Below are 13,220 nucleotides of genomic sequence, written 5' to 3' on the forward strand. Positions count from 1 at the left end.
GTGAGGCTTATAACACATTCCATTCTTTCTTCATTTCCCTGCCGGTCAACTTGTTCGCCTCGTCGTCATTAAGAAAAACTTCTTTTGCCGGGTCCCATTTTAGCGGGCGATTTAGCTCATAAGCTATATTGCCCAGGTTACAAACCGTAGCTGTGCGATGGCCTATTTCCACATCGGCAATGGGTTTGCTGCGCTTGCGGATAGCCTGCAGAAAGTCTTTATAGTGATCATCGCTGTGGTAAACATGCTTTTCATTATCCCCGATAGTTTGATTAAGTAACGATCCGGGGTTGGTTTCCAGTTTGCCGCGAACCACATGAATGTCGCCTTTGGTACCTACAAAGGTTACGCCCTGGTTGCCCTCAGGCTCGTGGGTCATGGTAATACCGTTTGCATATTGATAGGTAAGGAATTTATGGTCCTTATCGGGCGGCGTTATCATTACCGGGCCACTGCTATCCATATCCAATCCCCATTGCGCGATATCGAACATGTGTGCTCCCCAATCGGTCATGCCGCCGCCGCCAAATTCCCTGTAATCGCGCCAATGCGCCCAAAAATCATCAGTTAAGCCGGGTGCCAGGTTATGGTTAAACACCTGCGGCGTTACATTCGGCCCCAGCCACATGTCCCAGTTCAATCCTGCGGGCATGGGTTCCTGCGGAAGGTTGTAAGGTATGGGCGGCGGACCTACGTTAACTCTTACTGTTTTGATCTCGCCGATATAGCCGTTCCGCACCAGTTCAACCGCCTGCCTGAATTCGGGCCACGAACGCTGCATACTGCCGGTTTGAAAGACCCTTTTATGCTCCCTTGCCGCTTTTACCATAGCGCGCCCCTCTTTAATAGTTAGCGACAATGGCTTCTCGCAATAAATATCTTTGCCGGCTTTAGCGGCCATAACGGCTATAGCGGCATGCCAGTGATCGGGCGTGGCTATTACAACGGCGTTGATATCCTTACGGTCGAGTATTTTTCTGAAATCAGCATACATGTCGCAGCCAGTCAACTTGCTGGCGAATAACTTGAGTTTGCTCTCATATACGTCGGCCGCGGCCAAAATCCTTACTTCCCCTGTTTTCAGAAATGCATCCTGCAGGCCCATTGCCTGTTTGCCGGTGCCAATAAAACCGAGGGTTATTTGGTCGCCCGGCGATGCCATGGCTTTGCAGCCTATTACGTACCGTGGCAGGATAACCGCGGCAGATAGCACAGAAGCCTTTGTTAAAAATTGCCGCCTGTTAATAGCGTTGGGGTTTTCTTGTTCTTTTTTCATAATTACGATAACCGGTTATGGATAAAATAAATATAGTGCAAAATCCTATTCGCTGTGTAACAATTATGTGGTTTCAGAAAGTATCATGCTTTTACCTGTATCTCCTAATTGTTTTTAACTTTATCAAACCAATTACTTATTGCCTTTCAAAAGAACCATGATCCGGAAATTTATCTTCTTCACAGTAATAATGTCTTTTGCAACGGGATGTTTGCTTGCCCAACAGGCAGAAATGCTGATCTATCATCCTATAAAAACAGACAAGGGCGGCAATATCGTACCCTGGTATAACGACGACCCTGCAATAGCTTTTGACCATAACCTGCATACCATCTGGAATTTTTGGTTCAATATGCGGCGGGATATGAACGGCCTGCCGTATTATATGAACCACCAGGTTTGGAACGCCAATTTTGACGACCCGCGCGGCATAGGCGGCGACCAGTTAATGATGGCCATGTCGTCGTGGCGGCTTTGGTACGCTTACACCGGCGATGAAAATGTTAAGGAGAACATGTGTTTTCTTGCAGGCTATTACCTTACCCATGGCTTGTCGCCTGCTAATTGTAAATGGCCGAACATCCCGTTCCCTTATAATACATTGATCTATTCGGGCATATACGACGGCGATATGCGCAATGGCAAAGACGTTGCGCAGTTGGATAAGGCAGGCTCGTTAGGCTTAGAACTGGTACATCTTTACAAGATCAAAGGTGATCCCATGTTTCTCGACGCAGCCATCAAGATCGCCAACACACTTGCGCCGAACGTCAGGGCAGGTAATAACGAGCATTCGCCATTGCCGTTTAAGGTTAATGTGTTTACAGGCAAAACCGTTCTGTTGAACACCACGGGTAAACTGGAAGGCAATTCAAAAGATACCGCTTGCTATACCAGCAACCTTACGCCAACGGTGCAGCTATTTTGGGATTTGGCGGAATTGAAAAAAGGTAATGTGGCGTCGTATAAAATTGCGGCGGATAAAATAGTTAAGTGGATAAGGAAATATCCCGCAAAAACCAACAAATGGGGCCCGTTTTTTGAAGATGTGGGTATATGGAGCGAAACGCAGATCAACGCTATGACCTGTGCCCGGTTTATGATGGAACACCCGCAATACTTTCCCGAATGGAAAACCGATGTTAAAAATATTATCAATTGGGTACATAAGAACTTTGGCGATGACCGCTGGAAAAAATACGGAGTTATCGTCACCAAAGAGCAAACGGTTTACCCGGTTCCGGGCAATAGCCATTGTTCAAGGCAGGCGGCAGATGAGTTGTTGTATACTAAACTTTCCGGCGACACCAGCTTTTATAAGAATGCATTGCTCGAACTGAATTGGGCCACTTATTCGGTTGATGTAGATGGAAAAAATTGTTTTCCTTTTGATGAACCCTGGCTAACCGATGGCTACGGCGATTACGTACGGCACTATTTGAGGGCTATGGCTACTTATCCGTCGCTCGCCCCGGCGCAGGATCATATCCTTTCAAGCACCTCTGTGATCCAGCAGGTGGATTATAAAGGCTTTTTCAAGAAATTTATCTATCTCAATTTCAATGCGGATACCAATAAAGTCCGATTATTTTACCGGGCCTTTGATAGCGAAGGAACCGAAGAGATCAGGATGAAGGCCAAACCATCGCAGGTGTTATTGAATGACAAGCCTATGCAGGAAGCTGCTACAGGCGCCGGGTACAGCTGGAGTGTATTGGCAAATGGGGGAGTGCTAACCATCCGGCGCAAGGATGGTGATAAAGTAATTGTAATGGAATAAGATATATGAAAAGGCTATTGATGTTATTTATCGGGGTTTTGTTATTTCAAAATTGCCTGGCACAAAGCAAGGACGCCGCCACATTGAAACAATTGAATGCTGATTGGATAGCCTCCTATGTCACCCGGGATACTGTGAAAATGGGAAGCGTGTTTGGCGAGGACCTGGTTTTGACAAATCCTTCCGGCAAGACCTTTCATAAGCAGGACATCCTGAAAGGCGTAGTATCCCCCGGCCAGCAATGTCTTTCCTCGAAAGTTGATACGGTAAGTGTGCGCCTATTTGGCAATATAGGTATTATCAACGCCGAAATAACCGTAGCTATCAAAGCAAATGGCAAAACAGATACCGTACGCACCAACTATATGGACGTTTATGAAAAACGCCATGGCCGCTGGTATGCGGTCGCGGCGCATGTCACCTTGCTCGGCGCTAAATAGTTTATTCTTCCAGGCTTTTGATATAGGCTATCGTGACGGGAATCTGTGCCGCATGGTTCGGGCTTTCATCCTCGATAAAATAATGTTTGATGCCGATGGCCTTCGCGGCTTTCAATACCTTGGAAACATCGATCTGGCCGGTGCCTAAGGCTACGTCGTTCCTGGTATCGGTGCCGCCGGTCAGGTCGTTGGCTATACCTTTGCGGATGTCCTTCAGATGCATCAGTTTCCAGCGGTCCTTGTACTTATAAAGCAGTTTAACCGGGTCGCCGCCGCCGTGGAAGGTCCAGAGCATATCCATCTCGAAGGATACATATTTTGGGTCGGTATTTTTGACGATATAATCGAACAAAGTGCCATCCTCATAGGGCCCGAATTCATACCCATGATCGTGATAGCATAAGGTAATGCCGCTTTCTGCCAATACTTTACCAACCCTGTTAAAATCTTCCGCTGCTTTTTTCGCATCGTCAATAGTAAATGTCTTGCCATGCGGTATCCAGGCCACCATAATATATTTGCATCCGAAGGTCTTAGCCAGTTTGATAAATTGTTCCGGGTCTTTGGTTATTGCACCATAATCGGCGCCAAGCGACGGCATCGTTATACCCCGTTCATCCAGCATCCTTTTAAATTCTTCCGGCGAGGTATTTTTAGGATTGGGCCCTTCCATTTCGGTTATCCCAAGCGCTTTGATGGTATCCAAAGTTGCCGCCACCCCTGTTGGAAAGCTGTTACGGTAAGTATAAGACTGTACGCCGATAGGGGCGGTAAAAAGCGGTTTGCCCTTTTGCGCGCAGCAATTACTCGTAACTGCGCCGATAAAAAAGGCTGTAACTAATAATAGCTTTTTCATAATCTGTTAGTTGGTGCATCCAAAATAACAATAACAAAGTAAATGCGTACTTACCTGGCAATATTTGAACACGAAATGTTAAAATCAATGCATTATTCGCCTCCGGTCATGCACAATTCACTACGCACTATTGACTATTCACTGCCCTAATATTAATGCATTTTAATGACATTGTTAATTTAGAGTTTCAACATTTATATTGTACTTTTGCGGACTCGTTCCCAATCATGAGTGATCAGATAAAACACGAATGCGGCGTGGCGTTCATCCGCCTGTTAAAGCCGCTCTCCTACTACCAAAAAAAATACGGCACGGCGCTGTATGGCTTAAACAAACTGTATCTCTTAATGGAAAAACAACATAACCGCGGCCAGGATGGTGCGGGTGTTGCCACCATTAAACTTGACATTGAACCGGGCAAGCGCTACATCAGCAGGCACCGCTCAATGGCCTCCAATGCCGTTGCAGACATATTTGAATACATCCAGAAAAAGTTTGCCGATATCCAAAAGGAAACGCCGGAGAAGATGAACGATGCCGAATGGTTAAAGCAGAACGTAAGCTTTACCGGCGAGGTTTTGCTTGGCCACCTTCGGTACGGTACACATGGTAAGAATAGTGTTGAGAACTGCCACCCGTTTTTGCGACAGAACAACTGGCAAACGCGTAACCTGGTTATTGCAGGTAACTTCAACATGACAAATGTTGATGAGTTGCTGCAGCAGCTTTACGACCTGGGCCAGCACCCGAAAGAAAAGGCCGATACTATTACTGTGCTCGAAAAGATCGGGCACTTTTTGGATACAGAGAACCAGGGATTGTTCGACCAATACAAGCGGGAAGGGCACGATAACAATGTTGAGATCAGCAAGCTGATAGCCAAAGACCTTGATGTTGCAAAAATTCTGCGGAAATCAGCCAGGAATTGGGATGGGGGGTATACCATAGCGGGCATTTTCGGTCACGGGGATGCCTTTGTTATGCGCGATCCAAGCGGTATCAGGCCGGCATTCTATTATTATAATGACGAGATCGTGGTAGCGGCGTCCGAACGCCCTGCGCTGCAAACTGCCTTCAATATCCCGATAGAGGAGATCAAAGAAATACAGCCGGGCCATGCGCTGATCGTTAAAAAAAGTGGAAAAGTAAAAGAAGAAATGTTCTTTGAACCGCTGGAAAAGAAATCCTGCTCGTTCGAACGCATCTATTTTTCGCGCGGGAGCGATGCTTCCATTTACCGCGAACGTAAACAATTGGGCCGCCTGCTTTGCCCGCAGATATTGGATGCGGTTAACCAGGATATTAAAAACACGGTATTCTCTTATATCCCTAACACAGCCGAAGTGGCTTTTTATGGCATGGTAGAAGGGATGCATAAATACATTAAGCAGTACCAGCGCGACAAACTGTTGAACAGGGCCGACAAGATAAGCGACGAGGAATTGACCGAAGTGCTTGCCCTGGCGCCGCGTGTCGAGAAGATCGCTATCAAAGACGTTAAGCTTCGCACTTTTATTACACAGGATGCCGACCGCAGCGAAATGGTGGCCCATGTGTACGATACCACTTATGGCCTTATAAAAAAAGGTGAAGATACATTAGTGGTTTTGGACGATTCAATTGTTCGTGGTACTACTTTAAAACAAAGTATCCTGAAAATCCTGGACCGGCTTGGTCCTAAAAAGATAGTGGTGGTTTCATCAGCTCCGCAGATCCGCTTCCCGGATTGTTATGGTATCGATATGTCGCGCATGGGCGAATTTGTCGCTTTTGAAGCCGCCATCAGCCTGTTGAAAGAAGCGGGTAAAGAAGATGTTATTCTTGGGGTGTACCAAAAATGTAAAGACACCGCGCCGTTGCCTAAAGAAGAAGTGGAGAACTACGTTAAAGCGATCTACGAGCCGTTTACCGATCAGCAGATATCTGACCGCATTGCACGGATCATCACCCCAAAGGAAATAAACGCCGAGGTTAAAGTGATTTACCAGACGCTGGAAAATTTGCACGTTGCGTGTCCTGACCATACCGGCGACTGGTATTTCTCAGGCAATTTCCCTACGCCCGGAGGAAACAAAGTTGTTAACCGCGCTTTTGTCAACTGGATGGAAGGCAAAAACCAGCGGGGCTATATGTAAGGTGGTGAATTGTGAGTAGTCAACGGTCAATCAAAAAGCCATCATTCACTATTGACCGTTCACCTAGGTGCTGAACGCCGCAAATACATAATGGGTAACCAGCTTATCGAAAAGTATCAGCGAGGCTATGATCAATGCTATACCCGCAACCTCGTTTAGGCGGTGTACAAAATTAACTGATATACGGTCGCGCAGTTTATTTGCATAGAAAGCTTTTGTAGTATCCAGCCCGAATTGAACCACTAATATGGTAAGAAACATCACCGCGATCTTTAACGAACGATTTGGCACCCCATAAATGTAAAGCGTACTGGCGGTACCGATAACAACTGTCCAGTGAAACAAAAGGGTAGGGTTAAGGATACACATCAGGAAGCCTTTAAAAAAATACCCTGTTCGTTTTAGCTTCGAAGGGACCTTATTATCATAATTGACCTCTGATTTTTTGAAGATATAATAGATACCAAGCGCAAACAGTACAACACAACCAATTACCCCTGCATTGCGTTTATCCTGGCTCGAAATATCGAAGTATTGCGACCCAAACAATATCGCCCCCACAAATACTACATCGCTGGTAACCACACCCAGTGCCATTGAAACCCCGGCATGAAACCCTTTCTCGATGCTTGTTTTTATCAAAGCAAAAAAAACCGGGCCTGTAAGAAAAGTAAGCACCAACCCAATCCCAATACCCCTAATTATAGCTTCTATCATTAATTCTGGCTTAGGAATATAAAATTCCCCCTATACAGGGAACGAATATGCGATTTTATATAATGAATAACCAAGTTAAAATTGGGATTTATTATTTAAAAAAACTATGCGGCAAATTGTAAAAATAATCTTTATGTTAGTGATTTGTAAACACTCTCTGACAACCTAACTAACAAATGGAACAAAACAAAACAAAAAGTTACGGATCGGCTCTGTATACTATCATCACCGTGTTTTTCTTTTGGGGCTTTCTGGCCGCGTCGAACGGAATTTTCATCCCGTTCTGTAAAGCACATTTTCATCTTACCCAATTTGAATCTCAGCTGATTGACTTTACTTTTTATGGCGGATATTTTATTGGCTCGCTCGTATTGTATTTTGCGTCCCAGGCTACCAAAGTCGACATTTTGAACAAATTGGGGTATAAAAATGGCATTATATACGGTTTGATCCTTTCGGCTGTTGGCGCCTTGATCATGGTCCCGGCCATCAATTCAGGCTCGTTTGGATTCATCCTCGGCGCGTTTTTTATCATCGCTTTGGGCTTCTCCTTACAGCAAACAGCAGCTAATCCGTTTGTGATCGCGCTGGGCTCCCCGGAGACTGGTTCTAATCGCCTGAACCTAGCAGGAGGGGTTAATAACTTTGGTACATTACTTGGACCGGTTATAGTAAGTATTGTTTTGTTTGGCAGTGCAAGTAAATTGATCCCCGCAGCCGACGTAAATATTTCTTCGGTAAATAACCTTTATTTTATATTGGCCGGACTATATATTGCTGTGGCCATATTTTTCTGGATATCAAATCTGCCGAAGGTTACAAGCGATGAAAAAATAGAAGCAGGCACCAAGACAAATTTACCCCTGCTGGTGATATTTGTGGCGTTTTGTCTAATTTTGGCTGCGGGCCCGTTAACCCAGGCAACAGGGTTACCCAGGTCATATTTTGTTTATGCATCGTTAGCTATTATATTAATAACCCTGATCGCGTCACTTTCAGCCTCGAGTAAAAGTAATGAAGGATGGGGGGCCATGCACTATCCGCAATTGATTTATGGTATGATAGCCATATTTACGTATGTAGGTGTGGAAGTAACCATCCAAAGTAACATGGGCGCTTTATTGAAAACACCTGAATTTGGCGGGTTTAAAGAATCGGAAATTGCCCCTTATATTTCTCTTTACTGGGGAAGCCTGATGATAGGCCGTTGGACGGGTGCTATCTCGGTGTTTAATCTTTCAAAATCAATAAAACAAGTGCTGACGGTTATTGTTCCGTTGTTCGCCTTTGGTGTCGTATTATTAGTAAATTACCTGAGCGGAAAGGATGTAAGCAATTTGTACATCTATGTGGTTTGCGTTGCCGTTTTGATCGTTGGATTTTTTATAGGACAAGAGAAACCTGTACGTACGCTCACGATATTCGGAATTCTCGGTGCTTTAGCTATGATTGTCGGATTGATGACAACCGGCCGCGTCGGCTTATTTGCTTTTATCAGCGGCGGTTTGTGTTGCTCAATCATGTGGCCATCGATATTCGCCTTAGCAATAGCAGGCTTAGGGAAGTACACCAGCCAGGGCTCAGCTTTTTTGATCATGATGATCCTGGGAGGTTCTATTATCCCTCCGGTTCAGGGTATATTGGCCGATACCAGCGGTATACATTTATCTTATGTGATACCCGTAATATGCTTCGCTTACCTTGCTTTCTTTGCCTGGAAAGCGGGCTTCGAATTAAAAAAGCAAGGTATCGACGTAGATAACCTGGAAGCAGGCGGGGGACACTAAAAAATGTAGTGATTAGCGATTAGTTGACTGGTGATTAGTTTTGACAAGTGCAACTAATCACTAATTAACAGATCACTGATTAACAATGACCAAACTAAGTTTCGACCATATTTTCATGAACCTGGCAACCGACCTGGCCAAACGCTCCCACTGCGTAAAGGCCCAGGTCGGTGCCGTTTTAGCCAAGGACACCCGTATCATTTCTATCGGTTATAACGGCCCGCCGGCGGGTACCCATAATTGCGACGAGGAATGGCCCGAAACCGGCTGCGCGCGCGACGCGCGGGGCAGCTGTTCGCTTGCGCTGCATGCCGAAGAAAATGCGATACTTTACGCTGTAAAAAATGGCGCTAACCTGGAGGGCGCTACGCTGTATACCACCCTATCCCCATGCCTGCCTTGTGCAAGGCTGATATTTTCGGCCGGGGTGAAGCATGTATTTTTCCTGAATTCCTACGCTGAATATAAAGGGCTGCCAAGCGACGAGGGCGTGGATTTTCTGAACCGGTTTGGCATTAATGCGGAGAAAGTTGGTTATTAGTGATTAGTTAACCTGTGATTGGTTAATTAGTATTTTGATGGAATTATAAAAGTCCCTCTCTTTTGCAGAGGGATTTAGGGTGAAGCGGCTGATTCGGTGAAATCCTCTCTACTCCGGATCGAGCAATGACTTGATCTTATTTAACGTAAACTCTAATTGCTGATCAGGCGTCATATTAGTGTTGTCGAGTATGATGGCATCCTGCGCCCTTACTAACGGGCTTTCTTCCCTTGTGGTGTCCTGGTAATCGCGATGGGCCAGGTTTTCAAATACCTCCTCTAAGGTTATGCCAGGGTTCTTTTCGTGTAGTTCTTTATATCTTCTTTCGGCACGCACCTTGGGGTCGGCGGTCATAAATATCTTTAACTGCGCATCAGGGAAAACTGTGGTACCAATGTCGCGCCCGTCCATTACAATGTTTTTTGATTTACCCATTCGCTGCTGCTGCTTTACCATTTCGTGGCGTACCTCGCGTAATGCAGCTACAGCGCTTACATTGTCCGAGACAGGCATGCGGCGTATCTCTTCCGATACTTCCTCGTCGTTTAGCGTTATATGGGTCTGGTAGTCGCGCGAGTGGAAATTAAGATGGATGTTTTTTAATGCTTCGGCGACTTGCTGATGATCATGAAGATCGACATGATGACGAATAAAATAAAGCGTTACCGCCCGGTACATGGCGCCGCTATCAACGTAAATGAAATGGAGCTTTTGTGCCAATGCCTTAGCCAGGGTGCTCTTCCCGCATGAAGAATAGCCGTCGATAGCTATCACAATATTACTGCTCATTGAAGGGCTAAAATACAAAAATTAGTTTGCAGTGCGCAGTTTTCAGTCGTCAAGGGGATGCAAACTGCACACAGCAAACTGCCAACTAAATATTACATTTGGCCATGAATTTTTCTAAGGCTGAACTGCAAAAGGAGGTTATTTACAAAACATCGCGCAGCGGGGGCAAAGGCGGGCAAAATGTAAACAAAGTATCTACCAAGGTCGAATTACTGTTTGATATTGAACGGTCGTTGCTTTTTTCGGATGAAGAGAAGCAACGCCTATTGGAAAAACTGCAGTCAAGATTAAACCGCGATGGCCATTTACAGGTTATGAGCGAGGAGGAGCGGAGCCAGTTTATGAATAAAGAAAAGGCGATAGAGAAGCTAGTGTTGATATTGACCAAAGCACTCCATCAGCCAAAAAAACGTAAAGCAACCAAACCAAGTAAAGCGATGATAGCCGCCCGGCTCGAGAATAAAAAGCTGCAATCGACTAAGAAAGCCAGCCGAAAAAAGAATTTCGACGATTAATTAAAGCGATACAATAAGGTTACCGAACCCCATTGGTGCGATCGCACCATTTCCTTAACATCCTTGGTGTGGAAAATGGCGGCAACATCCAACACAAAACGTTTGCCCGAATATCCCACGCCAAATTGATTGGAGAACATCAGGTGTTCTATATTTTGTGTCACCTCTATACTGCCGGCGCTTCGGGTGCCAAACAAACTACCTTGTACGGTTGCATCATAAAGCACTGCATTTAACTGGGGTTTATAGTAAAAAAAGAGTTCGTGCTGGTTAAGGGGAGTGAACCCCCGCGATTTGATGGCGGTGCTCTGTGTGCTTACCGAATTGAATAATTGATTGAAACTGCCCAAACGGAATAATGGCCCCACACCTGCGCCGGTAAAACCGTTACCGAGATTGGCATAACTTGTTAAACTGACGTCGAACGATGAGGTACGGGCAAGTAAGCGGTTATATTCGGCAGATAAGTTCAGCTCCAGGTTATTGTCTATCTGGTACTCCCAGCCGCTTGGGTGATAGAAGCCGAAATTATCATGCACATAATTCTGTATTTCTTTACCCAACGCTCCGGGGCCAACTATCCCTATCTGGGCGCCTAATTTCAGGTTGCTTTCGTTTTTGTATAGCAGATTCAATGTAGACCCAACATACAGGTAAGCAGCAAAAGGGCGGTCGATATACCTTGGGTCGTCGGGCATGCCGTTGATCGATATACTGCCGGTTTGCGGGTTGAATATTTTTTGCCCGGTTTCAAAACCCAGCACTTTATTCTGAAGATTTGATTTTTCATCAACCTTTAATGCATGCCGGTAATAAATATAAATACCATCGGTGTAATAACGGTCAGATCCCTGGAACAGGTAAGAATCATTGTCGCTTTGAGCGCCAATTTCGTTGCTATGCGTTTGTGCGAATGCTGTACCGCAGCAGGCAAAGCACACAAGGAAGAAGAATATCTTGCAGTTCATCAGGTTTTTAGGATGAAATAAGGCCTAAAATAGAAAAAGCCCCGGTATTATCGGGGCTTTTCCAGTAAATCTTATATTTTTTATTTGAACGTATATCCTACACTCACACCGCCAGCGGCTATCAGGCCTTCGTCATAAAGGATAGGCACAAATGCGATCCTGAAGTTAAGGCCCCTGCTTTGAGGTTGGTAGCGGAAACCTATGGTGGCTGTGGCAATAAAGCCCGTAACCTTGTCGAATTCCCACTTGCTGTTACCAACGTTGGTTCCTGTCGAATTGAGGAACGTTGTTCCAGCACCCAATTCCAGTAACGCGCTGTGTTCGCCGTACAGGTAATTTATCTGAAAAGGAACCGTAAATACCGTGTTACCGCCCGAAGCAAAATAGCCTGCGCCTATCCGGTAACCCCAGCCATTGCGTTCTTTTTTGAAACGTGCGTCGTAGTTGCCCGATATGGCAAGGCCTGGTCCGCCTACTTCAAGATAAGCGTTGACAGCTTTTACATGCTGTGCTGCCGAAGTATCGCTCACCATCATGCTGGTATCTGATTTCGACATCATGGTGCTGTCTGATTTCTTTATCGTGGTATCCTGTTTTATTGTGGTGTCAACCTTTGCTACCATAGCCGAATCAGCTTTCTTCGAAGTATCAACCGGCGCACTTGCCTGCTGCTGAGTCGAAGACTGGGCATTGTCGGCAGTTGCCTGTTGCTGCGTTGCAGGTTGGGCATTATCTGTAGTTGCCTGCTGTTGCTGAACCGAAGACTTCACATTGTCGGCTTGCTGCTGTTGAGCGGCTGCCTGCTGATCGTCGGTACCTGCCGGATGTGTTTCAAGCGGGTTAGTTGCCGACCTCACTTGCTGATACGTATTGGGTGGCGGAGTTGTCCCGTGTACTTGAATTGTTGTTTCGGAAGTTGGAGCCGGAGCAACTGCAATTGCATTTGCCGCAGGGTTATCCGTCTTCACGGCAGTATTATCCTGTTTTGCAATAATAGGTGCATCAGATTTTTGTACTGACGACGAATCAACTTTTACAGGGTTGCCGCCCGATTGATTTTTTTCCAGGTCGGCTTTTTCTTTTGCCGCAACCATTTCGTTGAACTTTTTAGCAAGAGAGCCGTCCGGGTCGATCACCATTGTAGTATCTGCTTTTTTCATGATGGTGGCGCCGGCCCTTATAACAAGCGTGGTATCCGTTTTTATCAACTGGGAGCTCGAAGATTTTGCCGCAAGCGAGGTATCTATGTTCATTGCCGGGTTACTACTCTTCACAGTGTCCGATGTAGTTTGGGCTTTCGATCCTATATAGCTAAGCAGCAGAGCAAATAGGATAATCCTGGCTTTAAAAGTAAACAGATGATTCATTATATTCAGTTTAATTGTATCCACTAATTAGTTTAGCTACGGCGTATTA

The 13,220-nt window shown here is 45.6% G+C and carries 12 protein-coding genes; 6 read left to right on the plus strand and 6 right to left on the minus strand.

Going from position 1 to position 13,220, the window contains the following annotated elements; translation table 11 throughout:
- Nucleotides 1-7: 7 nt before the first annotated feature.
- Nucleotides 8-1,276: a Gfo/Idh/MocA family oxidoreductase gene (locus VL525_RS02500; protein ID WP_325382965.1), complete on the minus strand. Its 1,269-nt coding sequence runs from the start codon at nt 1,274-1,276 to the stop codon at nt 8-10.
- Nucleotides 1,277-1,466: 190 nt separating this feature from the next.
- On the opposite strand from VL525_RS02500, the gene VL525_RS02505 reads away from it, so the two are divergent.
- Nucleotides 1,467-3,056 (plus strand): hypothetical protein, encoded by a 1,590-nt coding sequence (locus VL525_RS02505; RefSeq protein ID WP_325382967.1) that lies wholly within the window; start codon nt 1,467-1,469, stop codon nt 3,054-3,056.
- 5 nt (nt 3,057-3,061) lie between these two features.
- Nucleotides 3,062-3,496: a nuclear transport factor 2 family protein gene (locus VL525_RS02510; RefSeq protein ID WP_325382969.1), complete on the plus strand. Its 435-nt coding sequence runs from the start codon at nt 3,062-3,064 to the stop codon at nt 3,494-3,496.
- Between the two features lies 1 nt (nt 3,497).
- Here VL525_RS02510 and VL525_RS02515 read toward each other — a convergent pair whose 3' ends face one another.
- Nucleotides 3,498-4,352: a sugar phosphate isomerase/epimerase gene (locus VL525_RS02515; protein ID WP_325382971.1), complete on the minus strand. Its 855-nt coding sequence runs from the start codon at nt 4,350-4,352 to the stop codon at nt 3,498-3,500.
- A gap of 227 nt (nt 4,353-4,579) precedes the next feature.
- Between VL525_RS02515 and VL525_RS02520 the strand changes: the two genes are divergently transcribed.
- Nucleotides 4,580-6,487, plus strand: a complete 1,908-nt coding sequence (locus VL525_RS02520; protein WP_325382973.1) for a class II glutamine amidotransferase — start codon at nt 4,580-4,582, stop codon at nt 6,485-6,487.
- A 63-nt stretch (nt 6,488-6,550) separates the two neighbouring features.
- Here VL525_RS02520 and VL525_RS02525 read toward each other — a convergent pair whose 3' ends face one another.
- Nucleotides 6,551-7,204 (minus strand): LysE family translocator, encoded by a 654-nt coding sequence (locus VL525_RS02525; RefSeq protein WP_325382975.1) that lies wholly within the window; start codon nt 7,202-7,204, stop codon nt 6,551-6,553.
- 176 nt (nt 7,205-7,380) lie between these two features.
- Here VL525_RS02525 and VL525_RS02530 point away from each other — a divergent pair, with 176 nt between their 5' ends.
- Together VL525_RS02530 and VL525_RS02535 are read left to right on the plus strand one after the other, a co-directional pair.
- Nucleotides 7,381-8,991 (plus strand): MFS transporter, encoded by a 1,611-nt coding sequence (locus VL525_RS02530; RefSeq protein ID WP_325382977.1) that lies wholly within the window; start codon nt 7,381-7,383, stop codon nt 8,989-8,991.
- 85 nt (nt 8,992-9,076) lie between these two features.
- The gene (locus VL525_RS02535; protein WP_325382979.1) at nt 9,077-9,532 is read left to right on the plus strand and encodes a dCMP deaminase family protein; all 456 of its coding nucleotides are present in this window, start codon (nt 9,077-9,079) and stop codon (nt 9,530-9,532) included.
- Nucleotides 9,533-9,640: 108 nt separating this feature from the next.
- Here VL525_RS02535 and cmk read toward each other — a convergent pair whose 3' ends face one another.
- Nucleotides 9,641-10,321, minus strand: a complete 681-nt coding sequence (gene cmk, locus VL525_RS02540) for a (d)CMP kinase (RefSeq protein WP_325382981.1) — start codon at nt 10,319-10,321, stop codon at nt 9,641-9,643.
- A 104-nt stretch (nt 10,322-10,425) separates the two neighbouring features.
- Here cmk and arfB point away from each other — a divergent pair, with 104 nt between their 5' ends.
- Entirely contained in the window at nt 10,426-10,836 is a 411-nt protein-coding gene (arfB, locus tag VL525_RS02545) for an alternative ribosome rescue aminoacyl-tRNA hydrolase ArfB (protein WP_325382983.1), read from the plus strand.
- On the opposite strand, the gene VL525_RS02550 is transcribed toward arfB, so the two are convergent.
- Both VL525_RS02550 and VL525_RS02555 read right to left on the minus strand, forming a co-directional pair.
- A complete protein-coding gene (locus VL525_RS02550) occupies nt 10,833-11,804 on the minus strand; it encodes a lipid A deacylase LpxR family protein (RefSeq protein ID WP_325382985.1) in 972 nt (323 codons plus the stop codon). The genes arfB and VL525_RS02550 overlap by 4 nt on opposite strands.
- Before the next feature lie 80 nt (nt 11,805-11,884).
- On the minus strand, nt 11,885-13,171 hold the full coding sequence (locus tag VL525_RS02555; protein ID WP_325382987.1) for a hypothetical protein: 1,287 nt from the start codon (nt 13,169-13,171) through the stop codon (nt 11,885-11,887).
- Between the last annotated feature and the right edge of the window lie 49 nt (nt 13,172-13,220).

Source organism: Mucilaginibacter sp. (assembly GCF_035492695.1).
Lineage (GTDB): Bacteria > Bacteroidota > Bacteroidia > Sphingobacteriales > Sphingobacteriaceae > Mucilaginibacter.